Origin of the sequence: Salmonella sp. SSDFZ54, from assembly GCF_004010735.1 — a bacterium.
In the GTDB taxonomy this organism is placed as follows: Bacteria; Pseudomonadota; Gammaproteobacteria; order Enterobacterales; family Enterobacteriaceae; genus Salmonella; species Salmonella enterica.
The window spans coordinates 571,718-587,048 of record NZ_CP034819.1 but is presented as its reverse complement, the minus strand read 5'-3'; the positions used below and the strand labels follow the sequence as shown (position 1 = coordinate 587,048).

16 protein-coding genes are annotated in these 15,331 nt (G+C 53.5%); 9 read left to right on the top strand and 7 right to left on the bottom strand.

Annotation, left to right across the window (positions count from 1 at the left end):
- Positions 1 to 89: 89 nt before the first annotated feature.
- The 3 genes from pat to trxC all read right to left on the bottom strand — a co-directional run bounded on the left by pat (position 90) and on the right by trxC (position 3,976).
- Positions 90 to 2,750, bottom strand: a complete 2,661-nt coding sequence (gene pat, locus EOS97_RS02755; RefSeq protein ID WP_023165892.1) for a protein lysine acetyltransferase — start codon at positions 2,748 to 2,750, stop codon at positions 90 to 92.
- 53 nt (positions 2,751 to 2,803) lie between these two features.
- Positions 2,804 to 3,484 (bottom strand): tRNA-uridine aminocarboxypropyltransferase, encoded by a 681-nt coding sequence (tapT, locus tag EOS97_RS02750; protein ID WP_000183642.1) that lies wholly within the window; start codon positions 3,482 to 3,484, stop codon positions 2,804 to 2,806.
- 72 nt (positions 3,485 to 3,556) lie between these two features.
- Positions 3,557 to 3,976 carry a thioredoxin TrxC gene (gene trxC, locus EOS97_RS02745; RefSeq protein WP_001098732.1) on the bottom strand — a complete coding sequence of 140 codons (420 nt, stop codon included), beginning with the start codon at positions 3,974 to 3,976 and terminating at the stop codon, positions 3,557 to 3,559.
- A 203-nt stretch (positions 3,977 to 4,179) separates the two neighbouring features.
- Here trxC and EOS97_RS02740 point away from each other — a divergent pair, with 203 nt between their 5' ends.
- Positions 4,180 to 5,217, top strand: a complete 1,038-nt coding sequence (locus EOS97_RS02740; protein ID WP_000997368.1) for a tRNA/rRNA methyltransferase — start codon at positions 4,180 to 4,182, stop codon at positions 5,215 to 5,217.
- A 115-nt stretch (positions 5,218 to 5,332) separates the two neighbouring features.
- On the opposite strand, the gene ung is transcribed toward EOS97_RS02740, so the two are convergent.
- A complete protein-coding gene (gene ung, locus EOS97_RS02735) occupies positions 5,333 to 6,022 on the bottom strand; it encodes a uracil-DNA glycosylase (protein ID WP_000179978.1) in 690 nt (229 codons plus the stop codon).
- A gap of 318 nt (positions 6,023 to 6,340) precedes the next feature.
- On the opposite strand from ung, the gene grcA reads away from it, so the two are divergent.
- Positions 6,341 to 6,724, top strand: a complete 384-nt coding sequence (gene grcA / locus EOS97_RS02730; RefSeq protein ID WP_000627811.1) for an autonomous glycyl radical cofactor GrcA — start codon at positions 6,341 to 6,343, stop codon at positions 6,722 to 6,724.
- Positions 6,725 to 6,785: 61 nt separating this feature from the next.
- On the opposite strand, the gene eamB is transcribed toward grcA, so the two are convergent.
- Positions 6,786 to 7,373 (bottom strand): cysteine/O-acetylserine transporter, encoded by a 588-nt coding sequence (eamB, locus tag EOS97_RS02725; RefSeq protein ID WP_000188418.1) that lies wholly within the window; start codon positions 7,371 to 7,373, stop codon positions 6,786 to 6,788.
- Between the two features lie 102 nt (positions 7,374 to 7,475).
- On the opposite strand from eamB, the gene EOS97_RS02720 reads away from it, so the two are divergent.
- A complete protein-coding gene (locus EOS97_RS02720) occupies positions 7,476 to 8,375 on the top strand; it encodes a LysR family transcriptional regulator (protein WP_001670786.1) in 900 nt (299 codons plus the stop codon).
- A gap of 17 nt (positions 8,376 to 8,392) precedes the next feature.
- Here the strand turns inward: EOS97_RS02720 and srmB are convergent, their stop codons facing one another.
- Positions 8,393 to 9,727 (bottom strand): ATP-dependent RNA helicase SrmB, encoded by a 1,335-nt coding sequence (gene srmB, locus EOS97_RS02715; protein ID WP_000219174.1) that lies wholly within the window; start codon positions 9,725 to 9,727, stop codon positions 8,393 to 8,395.
- Positions 9,728 to 9,856: 129 nt separating this feature from the next.
- Here srmB and trmN point away from each other — a divergent pair, with 129 nt between their 5' ends.
- Complete coding sequence (gene trmN, locus EOS97_RS02710) at positions 9,857 to 10,594, top strand: tRNA(1)(Val) (adenine(37)-N(6))-methyltransferase TrmN (RefSeq protein WP_000083343.1); 738 nt, start codon at positions 9,857 to 9,859, stop codon at positions 10,592 to 10,594.
- On the opposite strand, the gene nadB is transcribed toward trmN, so the two are convergent.
- Entirely contained in the window at positions 10,579 to 12,201 is a 1,623-nt protein-coding gene (gene nadB / locus EOS97_RS02705; RefSeq protein ID WP_000989163.1) for an L-aspartate oxidase, read from the bottom strand. The two genes, trmN and nadB, sit on opposite strands and share 16 nt — an antisense overlap.
- 263 nt (positions 12,202 to 12,464) lie before the next feature.
- Here nadB and rseD point away from each other — a divergent pair, with 263 nt between their 5' ends.
- From rseD to rseC, 5 genes are read left to right on the top strand one after another with little or no spacing between them, the layout of a single operon-like run.
- Positions 12,465 to 12,629 (top strand): rpoE leader peptide RseD, encoded by a 165-nt coding sequence (gene rseD, locus EOS97_RS02695; RefSeq protein ID WP_014344135.1) that lies wholly within the window; start codon positions 12,465 to 12,467, stop codon positions 12,627 to 12,629.
- The gene (rpoE, locus tag EOS97_RS02690; RefSeq protein ID WP_000003307.1) at positions 12,626 to 13,201 is read left to right on the top strand and encodes an RNA polymerase sigma factor RpoE; all 576 of its coding nucleotides are present in this window, start codon (positions 12,626 to 12,628) and stop codon (positions 13,199 to 13,201) included. The genes rseD and rpoE overlap by 4 nt, the downstream gene beginning before the upstream one ends.
- A 31-nt stretch (positions 13,202 to 13,232) precedes the next feature.
- On the top strand, positions 13,233 to 13,883 hold the full coding sequence (gene rseA, locus EOS97_RS02685) for an anti-sigma-E factor RseA (protein WP_001168374.1): 651 nt from the start codon (positions 13,233 to 13,235) through the stop codon (positions 13,881 to 13,883).
- Positions 13,883 to 14,839, top strand: a complete 957-nt coding sequence (gene rseB / locus EOS97_RS02680) for a sigma-E factor regulatory protein RseB (protein ID WP_000812019.1) — start codon at positions 13,883 to 13,885, stop codon at positions 14,837 to 14,839. Before rseA ends, rseB begins: the two co-directional genes overlap by 1 nt.
- The gene (gene rseC, locus EOS97_RS02675; RefSeq protein ID WP_000589087.1) at positions 14,836 to 15,315 is read left to right on the top strand and encodes a SoxR-reducing system protein RseC; all 480 of its coding nucleotides are present in this window, start codon (positions 14,836 to 14,838) and stop codon (positions 15,313 to 15,315) included. The genes rseB and rseC overlap by 4 nt, the downstream gene beginning before the upstream one ends.
- Positions 15,316 to 15,331: the final 16 nt, after the last annotated feature.

The window sequence follows — 15,331 nt, the reverse complement described above, 5'->3', positions numbered from 1 at the left end:
TGAAGGGTCCTCTGTGCTATGCAGACGACATAAGCGAGCAATAATAACATCAGTACCCGTTAAAGTGGTCAACATTTCCAGTACATTACTCACGATTCATCACATTTGGCCAGATTCAGCGTCAATCCCACGATGCCCTCTTCGAGCTGAATATCGACCTGAAATCCCAGTTTTCTGGCCAGCGCGACCATGCCGCGATTGTTTGGCATCGTAATACCGTTCAGCCGCTTCAATCCGTGATCGCGAGTATAGGCAATCAATTTCTCCATTAAACGGCGTCCTAAACCCAACCCTTTAAGATCTGAACGCACCAATACGGCAAATTCGGCATCTACGTTGTCAGGATCGGAGATCGCGCGCGTTACGCCGAGGATCTCTTCAGCGTTGTCCATCCGCCTCACGGCCACAAAGGCCATTTCTCGATCGTAGTCGATCTGCGTCATGTTGGCTAAATCTTCATGGGTGAATTCGTTGATCTCGCTGAAATAACGGTAGTAAAGATCCTCTTTGGTGACCTGTGCGATGAATTGTCGCAGTTGGGGCTCATCTTCCGGCAGGATAGGACGGAACAGGCAGCGATCGCCATTTTTCATCTCCACCCACTCTTCAAGCTGGTGGGGATAGGGGCGTACCGCAAGTCGACTTTCGTTATCGCCATCAAACGGGGCAATATCCAGCGTCACATCCAGCGCGGTAAACTCACTGGCGGAAGCCAGCAGCGGATGGATATCCAGACGCTGAATTTCCGGGCAGTCGACAATCAGGTTTGAAACCTGGACCAGCAATTGGCTTAAACCGACAATATCCAGCGGACGCAGCGCGCTACGGGCGCGAATTTTCCGCTGTTTAATGCCCTGAATCACCAGATAGCGCGCCAGATTCATGTTGAGCGGCGGCAGCGCGACGACAGCCTGCTCTTCCGGACGCCACTCTACGCCGCCTTCACCCAACATAATCAAAGGACCAAACACCGGATCGTGCTCGACCACCACACGAAGCTCCTGCGCGCCGGCGCGGTTAGCCATGCTTTGTACCAGCAAACCGTGAATCCGCGCCTGCGGCCAGGCCATCTTTACACGATCGAAAATGGCGTTCGCGGCCTGTTGTACCTCGCTTGCGGTCCGCAGGTAAAGCATGACCCCCTGAACTTCAGATTTATGCGGAATGTCGGGCGAGCGCAGCTTGAGAGCTACCGGATAGCCTATCTGTTCGGCGATATGCACCGCTTCAGCGCTGTCGCTGGCAATCCAGGTTGGGAGCGTGTGCAGCCCATAGGCGTGTAAAATCGGCTGTACTTCATGGGTATCCAGTGAGGTGGCGCCTTCCGCAATCGCCCGCTGTAACAGATTATGCGCCTCAGCGGTATTGGACGTCAGGTTACTCGGCAGCGCTGGCGTTTCCCGCAGTTGCTTCTGGTTACGCCGGTATTCCACCATATGCATAAACGCGGTAATCGTGCCTTCCGGCGTGCGGTAGGTTGGTAATCCGGCTTCGCTGAATAGCCGTCTTGCCTCCTGAGACGAGAACTCGCCGCACCAGTTTGTCAGCAGCGTAACAAACTTGCCTCTGGGGTGGCGCTTAATCGTCTCGATCAGAGCATGGGCGCTTTCCGTACCCGGCGCGGCAGCGCTGGGAGAGTGGATAACCATAAGCGCGTCAAAATCCTGACTGGCGAGCAGGATATCCAGCGTTTTGACGTAATGTTCGCTGCTGGCGTCATCACACAGATCCAGCGGATTGGCAATATCAATGCGCGCGGGAAGCGACTGCCGTAGTTGCAGGCAGGTCTCTTCGCTCAACGTCGCCAGCTTGCCGTTACGCGACCACAACTCATCTAACGCCAGCGCGGCAGGCGCGGCGCCATTGCTGATGATCATCAGTCTGTCGCCGCGTAGCGGACGCATATGGCTCAGTGTTTCGACGGCGGAAAAAAGCTCGTGCGTATCCTGGACTCGCAGCAGGCCTGCGCGCTGGATGGCCGCATCCCACGCAGGGTCCATTCCCGCGCTGGTATTAAGTAAACGCTGGGCTGCCGGGCTTCGGCCGCTTTTAATCACCAGAATCGGTTTGTTACGTGAAGCGCTACGGGCGGCGGAAACAAAACGGCGGGCGTCGCTTAACTGTTCCAGATAGAGCAAAATCGCGCTGGTCTTGCTGTCGCGCGCCAGATAGTCCAGTAGTTCATCGACATCAATATCCAGGCTATCGCCCAGCGCGATAAAGTAGGAAAAGCCCATTTCACGCTGTTGCGCCCAGTCAAGAATAGTATTGGACACGGCGGCAGACTGGGAAATAAAAGCGAGCTTGCCCTGTTTAATCGGGACGGGAGAAAAGCTGGCATTCAGCCCTTGCCACGGCGCGAGGAGCCCAAGACTGTTTGGACCCAGCAGACGCATTTTATAATGCCGGGCACAGGCAAGAAGTTCTTCATGTTGCGACGTGGGAGCAGAAAGGATAATGCACGTTTTACACCCTTTCGCGCCAAGCGCGTCCAGTAACGCCAGGTTACGGCTGGCGTTAGTGCATAAAATAGCCAGATCGGGAGTAAAAGGAAGACTGGCGATATCCGGCCAGGCCATGACGCCTAAAACGGCTTTCCAGGCGGGCGTCACGGGAAGGACGGGGCCATTGAATCCGCCCGCCAACAAGTTACGCATCATCAGGTAACCCGCGCGGTGGGGCTTCATTGATGCGCCAATCACCGCGATCGATTTTGGTCGCAGTAGCGCTTCCAGTCCTTGCTGGCTCATACCGGTTTCCCTTACACAGAAGTGACCGGATAATTTTAAACGCTTTCGCTATTTTATGCTGTGACGTTTCCCGGATGTTGCGTTTTTCCTGCCAGATAGCGCGTTTTAAAACGGGTAAAATGTTCACCTAAACTGGTTGCCGCCTCGGTATCTCCCGCCAGATCTAGCAACGCTATGGCGACTTCGGCGGTACAATATTGCCCTTCGGCATGGATTTCACGCAGACGATAAGCTGAAAGACGCGATAAATCGACGGAAATGACCGGCAGATGATCCAGATAAGGGCTTTTACGAAACATTTTACGTGCTTCGGGCCAGGTGCCGTCCAGCATGATAAACAGCGGCGGTTTCCCGGCGGGCGGGGTGGAAATGACCTCGCGCGCTTCGCCGGCGTAGGACGCAGGAAAGACCACTATCGGTTGATAATCCGGATGCTGTACCAACTCCAGCAACGCCTGTGGCGGCTCGGTACGCGACCACTGAAACGCCGCGGTATCCGGCAAAATATCGGCTATCAGCCGGCCGGTATTGCTGGGTTTCATCGGTTCAGTGTCAAACATGACCAGACAAAAACGGCTTTTCGCCTGAGAAGGCGTTAACGTATCACACAGGCAAGATTTTAGCGGCAGCAGGCAGCGTTGACAGCGGCGAACCCGATTGCCTCTGGCAAGAAAAGGGCGTGTAGCGCGCGCAAGCCGTTCGGCGCGTAACTGAAGGACAGCGTTATTGGTCATAGAAAGCGTTTGCGGAGAAAAACGCTATTGTGGCAGAGGTGAAAACGGGGCACAAGATGCGCCCCGTGGCGTTTACAGCGCTTCGTTCAGCCAGCTGTCGAAAGGCGCTTTAGGCACTGCGCCATTAAGCATATCGACCACTTGTCCATGTTTAAAAATCATAATCGTCGGGATGCTGCGAATACCGAAACGGGCGCTGAGTTCCCGTTCCGCCTCGGTATTCACTTTGACGAAACGGACTTTACCGCTGCGCTCTTCTGCGACATCCTCGAAGATTGGCGCAAAGTTACGGCAAGGGCCGCACCAGGGGGCCCAAAAGTCGATCACCACTGGAAGATCGTCCTTCAACAGTTTGTCCAGCGTTTCGCCGGTCGCATTAATGACTTCTCCGTCAAACAACTCATGACCGCAGCGTCCACATTTTGCCGCATCCTGAAGCCGATCGTCGGGGATGCGGTTAATGGCCTGACAATGGGTACAAACGGTGTTCATAGCTAACCTCTGAATACGTCGGAAGACGTCCCGCTACGCGCGGGATGTTTCTATAATGTTACATATTATCGAGGAGTCTGTGCTAAACAACAATGTGTTTTATTCAATGAGTACAATAGTCGCAAGCTTTTAAACGAAATCATGGCTAACCGGATGCACATCGGGTAATCTTCGCGCTTCGCGCAGCGCTGGTGGAGAAAAGCATGAACGATGAATTAAAAAACAAAAGCGGCAAAGTCAAAGTGATGTATGTCCGTAGTGATGATGACTCTGATAAACGCACCCATAACCCGCGTACCGGGAAAGGGGGAGGCCGCCCAGCAAAGTCTCGCACTGACGGTGGACGTCGCCCCGCCCGTGATGAGCGAAATAATCAGAGCCGTGACCGTAAACATGAAACTTCGCCGTGGCGCACCGTGTCCCGCGCGCCAGGCGATGAAACGCCTGAGAAAGTCGATCATGGTGGTATTAGCGGTAAAAGTTTTATCGACCCTGAAGTTTTGCGTCGCCAGCGTGCGGAAGAGACGCGCGTCTACGGCGAAAATGCCTGCCAGGCGCTATTCCAGAGCCGTCCTGACGCCATCGTGCGCGCATGGTTTATCCAAAGCGTAACGCCGCGTTTTAAAGAGGCGCTGCGCTGGATGGCGGCGAATCGTAAAGCCTACCATGTGGTGGATGAAGCCGAACTGGCAAAAGCGTCCGGGACTGAGCACCACGGCGGCGTGTGTTTCCTGATTAAAAAGCGTAACGGTACGACCGTTAAGCAATGGGTAAAGCAGGCGGCGGATCAAGACTGCGTGCTGGCGTTGGAAGATGTCGCTAACCCGCATAATCTGGGCGGCATGATGCGTAGCTGCGCGCACTTCGGCGTGAAGGGCGTGGTGGTACAGGATGCGGCGTTGCTGGAGTCCGGCGCGGCGATTCGTACTGCGGAAGGCGGGGCGGAGCATGTCCAGCCGATCACTGGTGAAAGCATTGTTGACGTACTGGATGACTTTCGTCAGGCGGGGTACACCGTGGTGACGACGTCCAGCGATCGCGGTCAGGCGCTCTTTAGTACGACCCTGCCGGAAAAGATGGTGCTGGTCTTAGGCCGTGAATATGACTACCTGCCGGAAGCGGCGCGCGAACCCGACGATCTATGCGTGAAAATTAACGGCACCGGGAACGTGGAAAGCCTGAATGTGTCGGTTGCGACAGGCGTGCTGCTCGCCGAGTGGTGGCGACAGAATAAAGCGTAAGGGCTGCAGCCCGGTGACGCAACGCGCGCCGGGCCAATGATGTACTTCCTACCGCCCGGTCAGACAAGGCGCTTTCGCGCCGTTATCCGGGCGATAAAACGGCGAGCCGCCAACGTTATTCACTCTCAGCCGGTAATACTGGCGTCCAGTCGATAGTTTTCTCGCCGTGTTGTTCCAGCCATTGGTTCGTTAGCGCAAAATGGTTACAGCCAAAAAATCCGCGGTGCGCAGAGAGTGGCGAGGGATGCGGAGCTTTCAGAATATGGTGGCGCTGTGGATCAATAATCGCGCCTTTCTTCTGGGCGTGCGAGCCCCACAGCAGGAAGACGACCCCTTCGCGGTGTTGGTTAATCAGGCTTATCACTTTATCCGTAAAGGTTTCCCACCCCAGGCTGGCATGAGAATGCGCCTGGCCTGCCCGTACCGTGAGCACCGTATTCAGTAACAGTACGCCCTGGCGCGCCCAGCTTTCCAGATAACCGTGCGCGGGGCGAACAAAGCCGGGAATGGAGGCTTCCAGCTCTTTGTACATATTCACTAATGACGGCGGGGGAGCGATCCCAGGACGCACGGAAAACGCCAGACCATGTGCCTGGCCGGGGCCGTGGTAAGGATCTTGTCCCAGAATCACCACCTTAACGTCGCCCAGTTCCGTGAAGCGAAAGGCGTTAAACACATCTTTTTGCGGCGGGTAGACCGTGATACCCGACTGACGCTCGCCAGCAACAGTGTGAAGCGTATTGATAAAGTAAGGTTGCTGTTTCTCATCAGCCAGCACATCGTGCCAGGTTAACTCAGTCGCCATCTCGCTCTCCTGCGAATTTCCAGTTCCCTTAGCTTAACTGCTTCTTTCTGCAGTGCAAAATCCTGCGTGCTACAAAAACGGTTACCTACAAAAGATAGTTGAAAATTTATGTAAAAAGTTTATAGGTCTGAATGGTGTAAGTTGATGTAAAACAATAAATTCCCTTCATCACCTTTTTTATGGTGTGGTTTTTATTGATTTAAATCAAAGAATGAAGGGTGATCGAAGGGTATATATACACTCAAGCAACAATGGTTTTACCAATTGGCCGGGATTAGGCCGACCGAAATCAAATAATTTTGCCTGGGGAGGCATCACATGATTACAGGTATCCAGATTACTAAAGCCGCTAACGACGACCTGCTGAATTCCTTCTGGCTGCTGGACAGCGAAAAAGGCGAAGCGCGCTGCATCGTTGCAAAATCCGGCTTTGCTGAAGATGAAGTTGTGGCTGTCAGCAAACTGGGCGAGATTGAATACCGTGAAATTCCGATGGAAGTTAAACCGGAAGTACGCGTTGAAGGCGGTCAGCATCTGAACGTTAACGTTCTGCGTCGTGAAACTCTGGAAGACGCGGTTAAGCATCCGGAAAAATACCCGCAGCTGACTATTCGTGTTTCTGGTTATGCGGTGCGTTTTAACTCCCTGACGCCGGAACAGCAGCGCGACGTTATCGCTCGTACCTTTACCGAAAGCCTGTAAGGCTTATCCGGTAATAACAAGCGGAAGAGGCCGGGCCTTTTCCGCTTTTGTTTTATTTGGGTCAGTAAAAAATCCGCACCGCGCAGTACACCAGCAGTAACGCCAGAATGATATTTAACTGGCGACCATAATGGCGAAACGCCCGCTGAAACAGATGTCCCGCCAGCGCCCAACACACATTACCGAACGTGCCGATCAATGCCAGCAATATACTGACGCCGATGACCCAGTTCAGCGCCTGCGTTTGCGGTAAAACAAATGTAGACAGAGCGGTAATGCCGTACAGAATAATTTTGACGTTCACAAACTGCAGGCCAAAGCTTATCCAAAAGCCAACCGGTTTGGGTCTGACATTCTCATCCGCCGCTGGACTGGTGGCAATTTTCCACGCCAGCCACAGGATATACGCAGCCCCCACCCAACTGAGTAAATGAATGATTGCCGGATCGATAACCGCAAGGGAAAACGCGATCCCGGCGCACAGCAGCATGACGACCAAAAATCCCAGACTCATACCTGTCAGTACACGAATACTCTGCCGAAAACCATGTGCAGTTGCTGCGCTAAGCGCGAGAATATTGTTTGGGCCGGGGGTAAGGGCGGTGATTAATGTATAAGTCCAGAAAGCGCTTAAAAGCATCGGTGTCACTTGTCATCTCCTCTGTTTTAGCAGACAGTACCCGATATGAAATATTTAAAAAAATGAATGTTTTTTAATTCTGAATTCGAGATTTTCGATAGGTTGGTGGTTATGGATCTGCGTCGGTTTATTACGCTGAAAACGGTAGTGGAAGAGGGCTCGTTTCTACGGGCTTCGCAAAAGCTGTGCTGTACTCAGTCGACGGTAACTTTTCATATTCAACAGCTTGAACGTGAGTTTTCCCTGCAACTGTTCGAGAAAATAGGGCGCCGAATGTGCCTGACCACTGAGGGGAAAAAGCTGATGCCGCATATCCATGAACTGACGCGTGTGATGGAGTCGATTCGTGAAGCCGCAAGACAGGATGCGGAACCCGGCGGAGAGCTGCGCGTGGCGACAGGTGAAACCTTACTGGCGTACAAAATGCCGCAGGTTTTACAACGTTTTAAGCTGCGAGCGCCGAATGTCAGATTGTCGCTACAATCGCTGAATTGCTATGTGATACGTGATGCGTTGCTGAATGACGAGGTCGATCTGGGCGTTTTTTATCGCGTAGGTAATGATGACGCGCTCACGATGCAGCAATTGGGGGAGCAGTCGCTGGCGCTGGTGGCCTCTCCACTGCTACAGGATGCTGATTTTACGCAGCCAGATCAGCATATTCCCTGTAGCTTCATCATCAATGAACCGCAATGTGTCTTCCGCCAGCTGTTTGAAAGTACGCTACGGCAGAGGCGGATTACGCTGGAAAACACCATTGAACTGTGGAGTATTGAAAGCATTAAACAGTGTGTGGCTGCTAACCTGGGCATCAGCTTTTTACCACGTTTTGCTGTTGAACGAGAACTTAGTACCGGTCAGTTGAAAGAGCTGCCGTTTGGCGCGCCGTCGCTATCGATCATGGCGCTGTGCGCCCATCATGCCGGGAAAGCGGTCAGCCCGGCAATGCAGATATTTATGCAGTGTATGGAGGCGTGTTTTACCGTGGAAGATAAAAAAATGCCGGGTTAACGAACCCGGCATTATCATCACTCTTCGCTGGATTGCTCCTGCATTTTTGTACCGCTTGGCTTGCGGCGCTTACCGATATTTTTTGTATCGCGGTGACGTTTCTTCACGCGCGGCTTCTCTTTTTCTTTCTCTTTTTTCTTCTCGGCGCGTTTCGCCAGCACTTTTTTCGACGGTTTGCCGGTCAGCTTTTCGCTGGGCGCACGCGTGGTCGGGCGAAGCTCATCAATGACGCGCGCTTTTAGCGGCTCTTCGATGTAGCGACCGATTTTCAGCAGCAACAGATGGTCGTGGGCTTCAACCAGCGAGATTGCAGTGCCTTTGCGGCCAGCACGGCCTGTACGACCAATGCGATGCAGATAGGTATCGCCACTGCGCGGCATGTCGAAGTTAATGACGTGGCTGACGTCAGGAATATCAATCCCGCGTGCCGCGACGTCGGTCGCGACCAGCACGTTAACGCGACCGTCGGTGAGACGCTTAATACCTTCGTTACGTTTGATCTGCGCCATCTCGCCTTCAAGATAGCAATTGTTGATCCCGGCCAGACGCAGCGTTTCAGCCAGTTCATGGACGCGTTCACGTTTACGTACAAACACGATAGAACGGGTTGCATCGTCTTGTTTTAGCAGGTGCTTCAACAGCGCAACTTTATGTTCGAAATTGTCGGCACGGTAGTACCACTGGTGAATTTTCTTACGCTCGCGGGTTGACGGATTGGCGGAAACCTCAACCGGGTCTTCCAGCAGGCGCTCGGCAAAATCTTTAATCGCATCGCCTTCCAGCGTGGCGGAGAACAGCATCGTCTGTTTACGCCAGCGGGTCTCACCGGCGATATGCTCAATGTCCTGAGCGAAGCCCATGTCGAGCATCCGGTCAGCTTCGTCAAGAATCAGTGTTTCAACCGCCCGGCAGTCAAAGTTCTCTTCTTTTATATATTGCAGCAGACGGCCCGTCGTGGCGACCACGATATCCTGGTTTTCGCTAAACACTTCAGCATGGTTCATATAGGCCACGCCGCCGGTAATCGTGGCGATATCCAGATGAGTATGCTTAGCCAGTTCACGAGCGTGATCGGCAACCTGCATTGCCAGTTCGCGGGTTGGCGTCAGGATCAGAATACGCGGCGGCCCCGATTTTTTACGCGGAAAGTCGAGCAGGTGCTGCAACGCCGGCAGCAGATATGCCGCCGTTTTACCGGTGCCTGTCGGCGCAGAACCGAGTACATCACGGCCATCGAGCGCAGGCGGAATGGCGGCAGCCTGAATGGCGGTCGGGCGAGTGAAACCTTTATCCTGGAGGGCATCCAGCAGGCTTTCGTCGAGTTCAAGTTCGGAAAAAGTCGTTACAGTCATGTTCTACCTCTGTGTGGGGCGCTGATTATAGACGTTACGGCCGCAATCTTCATCTGTTTGTATGGATATCCCTTCTCAGGTATTGTTTTCACTCGGCGCTGTCGCCGTTTTTTGCAAGGTTGTTTTTACATGTCTCAGTCTGGCTCCGTTCTTCGTCGTAACGGATTTACGTTTAAACAGTTTTTTGTCGCACACGATCGGTGTGCGATGAAAGTGGGAACTGACGGTATTTTACTCGGGGCGTGGGCGCCGGTCGCGGATGTAAAGCGAATTCTGGATATCGGTACTGGAAGCGGTCTGCTGGCGTTAATGCTGGCGCAGCGGACGGATGACAATGTGCCTATTGACGCCGTGGAACTGGATGCCGGGGCTGCCATGCAAGCGCAGGAAAACGTGGCTCACTCTCCCTGGCCGCATCGAATAACGGTGCATACTGACGATATTCAGCGTTGGGCGCCTCGCCAGACGGTACGCTTTGATCTTATTATCAGCAACCCGCCTTATTACGAACCCGGAGTGGAATGCGCCACGCCGCAGCGGGAGCAGGCGCGTTACACCGCTACGCTGGATCACCAGACGTTATTGGCTATTGCGGCGGATTGTATTACCGAAGATGGCTTTTTTTGCGTAGTCTTGCCGGAACAAATAGGTAACGCTTTTACGCAGCAAGCGCTCAACATGGGATGGCATTTGCGATTACGTACTGACGTTGCGGAAAACGAAGCGCGCTTGCCGCACCGGGTTTTGCTCGCATTCTCCCCGCAAGCCGGGGAGTGCTTTAGCGACAGATTAGTGATTCGCGGGTCAGACCAGCATTATTCTGAAAGTTATACGGCGCTGACCCAGGCATTTTATCTGTTTATGTGAGGCGTTAACGGCGAAAGGATCGATGGGCCTGATTCAGCCAGTTGTTGCGGATAATCCAGCGTAAAGTGCAGCCCCCGGCTCTCTTTACGCATCATCGCGCAACGCACAATCAGTTCGGCCACTTGCACCAGATTGCGCAGCTCCAGTAAATTATTCGAGACGCGAAAGTTGGCGTAATATTCGTCAATCTCTTGTTGCAACATGGTAATACGCCGTAGGGCGCGCTCCAGCCGTTTCGTCGTGCGCACAATGCCCACATAGTCCCACATCAGCAGGCGCAGTTCATGCCAGTTATGCTGAATCACCACCCGCTCATCGGCGTTCTCCACGCGGCTTTCATCCCAGGCGGGAAGGACGTCAACGCTGTGGACAGAAGGCATTCGCCTGTCGATATCCATTGCTGCGGACCAGCCGTACACTAAGCATTCCAGCAACGAGTTGGACGCCATACGGTTAGCGCCGTGCAGGCCGGTGTAACTGACTTCGCCAATGGCATATAAGCCGTCTACATCGGTACGACCATAATCATCGACGACCACGCCGCCGCAGGTATAGTGCGCGGCAGGAACAATGGGAATCGGTTCTTTGGTTAAATCCATCCCCAAATCGAGCAGTTTCGCATAGATCATCGGGAAGTGCTGGCGGACAAAATCGTCAGGCTTGTGGCTGATATCGAGAAACATACAGTCTGCGCCGAGTCGTTTCATCTCATGATCAATAGCGCGGGCGACAATATCGCGCGGCGCCAGTTCCCCGCGTTCGTCAACGTCCGGCATAAACCGTGAACCGTCCGGACGTTTAAGGTATGCGCCTTCGCCACGCAGCGCTTCGGTAAGGAGAAAATTACGCGCCTGCGGGTGATAAAGGGCGGTGGGATGAAACTGGTTAAATTCCAGATTAGCGACCCGACAGCCTGCGCGCCAGGCCATCGCGATACCGTCGCCGGAGGAAATATCCGGGTTAGTGGTATATTGATACACCTTTGAGGCGCCGCCGGTCGCCAGCACCACCGACTTCGCATGACAGGTTTCAACCCACTCTTTATTGCGATTCCAGATCCAGGCGCCGACGACCCGGCGAGGCCCCGGCAGACCCATTTTATCGGAGATAATTAAATCAACGGCGTTGCTGCGTTCCAGCACCTGAATATTAGGATGATTTTGCGCCCGACTGACCAACGTGGTTTCGACTTCCTTTCCGGTAGCGTCGGCGGCATGAAGGATACGGCGATGACTATGGCCGCCTTCACGCGTGAGATGATAGCTCTCCTTGCCGTTTGGCTGGACATGCGTATCAAACAGCACGCCCTGATCGATAAGCCACTGCACGCAGGTACGGGCGTTGCTGGCGACAAACTCCACCGCGTGGCGATCGCAAATTCCGGCGCCGGCAATCAGCGTATCTTCGACATGTGACGCAATACTGTCGGTTTCATCAAACACGGCGGCAATACCGCCCTGCGCATAAAACGTGGAGCCCTCGCTCACCGGCCCTTTACTCAGGACGATAATCTTATGTTTTTCAGCCAGACGCAGCGCCAGCGAGAGTCCGGCCGCGCCGCTGCCGATAATTAACACATCACAGGACAGTTCAGGAGTTGTCATCATGGCTCTTGTTTAATTTACTAAACATGGTTGCGGCAGATTAGCACTATATGGCGCTAAAAAGCACGTTATGATTTCGCTGGTGTTGTGCTTATTAAACATAAAATAAAAATACGGCGAGAGATAAACGGCAAAAAATATTTTATAGGGCAGGGTGTTAGCGTCGGATTTTGTAGTGAAATAAAGATGCTGTTAGGTTACTCTGCAAACGACGAAATGGGCATTTCTGTACAGATAGTGCGTTGTTCAGCATCTGTAGACTTATAATGGAAGATAAGACCTGTCTACAACATGACAAACAAAAACAAATGCGTAACGGAACTTTACGAAACATAGACACTCTAACCTGTTGCTTGCTCATAGTGCGGCTTATGGAGTGGCGTTTCGAAAGCGCGTGGAAATTTGGTTTGGGGAGACATTACCTCGGATGAGCGAGCAGTTAACGGACCAGGTCCTGGTTGAACGGGTCCAGAAGGGAGATCAGAAAGCCTTTAACTTACTGGTAGTGCGCTACCAGCATAAAGTGGCGAGTCTGGTTTCCCGCTATGTGCCATCGGGCGACGTTCCCGATGTCGTACAGGAATCATTTATTAAAGCCTATCGCGCGCTGGATTCTTTCCGGGGGGATAGCGCTTTTTATACCTGGTTGTATCGTATTGCGGTCAATACCGCGAAGAACTACCTGGTTGCGCAGGGGCGTCGTCCGCCTTCCAGTGATGTAGACGCGATTGAAGCAGAAAACTTTGAAAGCGGCGGCGCGCTGAAAGAAATTTCGAACCCTGAGAACTTAATGTTGTCAGAAGAACTGAGACAGATAGTTTTCCGAACTATTGAGTCCCTCCCGGAAGATTTACGTATGGCAATCACCTTACGGGAGCTGGATGGCCTGAGCTATGAAGAGATAGCGGCTATCATGGATTGTCCGGTGGGGACGGTGCGTTCACGTATCTTCCGGGCGCGGGAAGCTATTGATAATAAAGTTCAACCGCTTATCAGGCGTTGACGATAGCGGGATACTGGAAAAGGTATTAGGCATGCAGAAAGAAAAACTTTCCGCTTTGATGGATGGCGAAACGTTGGATAGTGAGCTGCTCAAAGCGCTTACGCACGACCCGGAAATGCAGAAAACCTGGGAGAGTTATCACCTGATCCGCGATTCAATGCGGGGGGATACGCCTGACGTTCTCCATTTCGATATATCCGCTCGCGTGATGGCCGCTATTGAAAACGAGCCAGTACGTCAGGTGTCGCCATTAATCCCTGAGGCCCAACCCGCTCCGCAGCAATGGCAGAAAATGCCGTTCTGGAAAAAAGTGCGTCCGTGGGCGGCGCAGCTTACCCAAATGGGCGTGGCGGCGTGCGTTTCACTTGCAGTTATCGTCGGTGTCCAGCACTATAATGGGCAATCTGAAACATCCCAACAACCTGAAACGCCGGTTTTCAATACCCTGCCTATGATGGGGAAAGCCAGCCCGGTAAGTCTGGGAGTGCCTTCTGAAGCAGCGCCTGTCGGCAGTCAGCAACAGCAGGTACAGGAGCAGCGTCGTCGCATTAATGCCATGTTGCAGGACTATGAACTGCAGCGCCGACTGCACTCCGAACAGCTTCAGTTTGAGCAGGCGCAAACCCAGCAAGCCGCGGTACAGGTGCCAGGAATCCAAACTTTAGGAACGCAATCGCAGTAATGAAGCAACTTTGGTTTGCCATGTCCCTTGTGGCGGCTAGCCTGTTCTTCTCAGCAAACGCCTCGGCCGACCCTGCGTCCGGGGCGTTATTGCAGCAGATGAACATCGCCAGTCAGTCACTGAATTACGAGCTGTCATTCGTCAGCATCACGAAACAAGGCGTTGAATCTCTACGTTATCGACACGCACGCCTGGATAGTCGCCCGCTTGCGCAATTGCTACAGTTGGACGGTCCCCGCCGGGAGGTCGTACAGCGTGGTAATGAAATCAGTTATTTTGAACCGGGCCTTGAGCCGTTCACCCTGAACGGTGATTATATTGTCGATTCTCTGCCTTCCCTGATTTACACCGATTTCAAGCGTCTGGCGCCTTACTACGACTTTATTTCCGTCGGACGCACCCGTATCGCAGACAGATTGTGCGAAGTTATCCGCGTTGTGGCGCGCGATGGTACGCGTTACAGCTATATCGTCTGGATGGACATGGACACCAAACTGCCGATGCGCGTTGATCTGCTGGATCGCGATGGCGAGACGCTGGAGCAGTTCCGCGTTATTGCGTTCACGGTGAGTCAGGATATCGGCAGCAACATGCAGGCGCTGGCGAAGGCGAATCTGCCGCCGCTGCTTTCTGTTCCCGGTGGCGAAAAAACGAAATTTAACTGGAGTCCATCCTGGGTGCCGCAAGGCTTTAGCGAAGTTTCCAGCAGCCGTCGTCCGTTGCCGACGATGGATAACCTGCCTATCGAATCGCGGCTTTATTCTGACGGTCTGTTTAGCTTTTCCGTCAATGTGAACCGGGCGACGCAAAACAGCAGCGATCAGATGCTGCGCACCGGGCGCCGAACGGTTTATAGCAGCGTTCGCGACAACGCGGAAATCACCATTGTCGGCGAGCTTCCGCCGCAAACGGCGAAGCGCATTGCCGACAGTATCAAATTCAGGGCAGTACAATGATTAAAGAGTGGGCAACCGTTGTCTCCTGGCAGAATGGTCAGGCGGTGGTGAGCTGCGACGTTAAAGCGTCATGCAGCAGCTGCGCCTCCCGTGCGGGATGCGGCAGTCGCGTGCTGAATAAATTAGGGCCGCAAACCACGCATACCATTGTTGTGCCAAGCGCGGAGCCGCTGGCGCCGGGGCAGAAAGTCGAGTTGGGCATCGCCGAAAAAAGTCTTTTAGGTTCGGCGTTGCTGGTCTATATGTCGCCTTTAGCAGGGCTATTTCTTTGTGCGGCGCTTTTTCAGATGCTGTTTGGATCTGACCTTGCCGCATTAAGCGGGGCCGTGCTGGGCGGCGTGGGCGGTTTTCTGGTTGCCCGCGGCTATTCCCGAAAACTGGCGGAGCGCGACGCCTGGCAGCCGGTGATTTTAAACGTTGCCCTCCCGCCGGACCTTGTTCGCGTCGAAACTACCTCAATCGAAACGCGCCAGTAAACGTTTTACCCAACGG

Bases quoted from the DNA above. Each gene is read 5' to 3' on its own strand.
- pat (WP_023165892.1), bottom strand. From the start codon at position 2,750: ATGAGCCAGCAAGGACTGGAAGCGCTACTGCGACCAAAATCGATCGCG.
- tapT (WP_000183642.1), bottom strand. From the start codon at position 3,484: ATGACCAATAACGCTGTCCTTCAGTTACGCGCCGAACGGCTTGCGCGC.
- trxC (WP_001098732.1), bottom strand. From the start codon at position 3,976: ATGAACACCGTTTGTACCCATTGTCAGGCCATTAACCGCATCCCCGAC.
- EOS97_RS02740 (WP_000997368.1), top strand. From the start codon at position 4,180: ATGAACGATGAATTAAAAAACAAAAGCGGCAAAGTCAAAGTGATGTAT.
- ung (WP_000179978.1), bottom strand. From the start codon at position 6,022: ATGGCGACTGAGTTAACCTGGCACGATGTGCTGGCTGATGAGAAACAG.
- grcA (WP_000627811.1), top strand. From the start codon at position 6,341: ATGATTACAGGTATCCAGATTACTAAAGCCGCTAACGACGACCTGCTG.
- EOS97_RS02720 (WP_001670786.1), top strand. From the start codon at position 7,476: ATGGATCTGCGTCGGTTTATTACGCTGAAAACGGTAGTGGAAGAGGGC.
- srmB (WP_000219174.1), bottom strand. From the start codon at position 9,727: ATGACTGTAACGACTTTTTCCGAACTTGAACTCGACGAAAGCCTGCTG.
- trmN (WP_000083343.1), top strand. From the start codon at position 9,857: ATGTCTCAGTCTGGCTCCGTTCTTCGTCGTAACGGATTTACGTTTAAA.
- nadB (WP_000989163.1), bottom strand. From the start codon at position 12,201: ATGATGACAACTCCTGAACTGTCCTGTGATGTGTTAATTATCGGCAGC.
- rseD (WP_014344135.1), top strand. From the start codon at position 12,465: ATGGAAGATAAGACCTGTCTACAACATGACAAACAAAAACAAATGCGT.
- rpoE (WP_000003307.1), top strand. From the start codon at position 12,626: ATGAGCGAGCAGTTAACGGACCAGGTCCTGGTTGAACGGGTCCAGAAG.
- rseA (WP_001168374.1), top strand. From the start codon at position 13,233: ATGCAGAAAGAAAAACTTTCCGCTTTGATGGATGGCGAAACGTTGGAT.
- rseB (WP_000812019.1), top strand. From the start codon at position 13,883: ATGAAGCAACTTTGGTTTGCCATGTCCCTTGTGGCGGCTAGCCTGTTC.
- rseC (WP_000589087.1), top strand. From the start codon at position 14,836: ATGATTAAAGAGTGGGCAACCGTTGTCTCCTGGCAGAATGGTCAGGCG.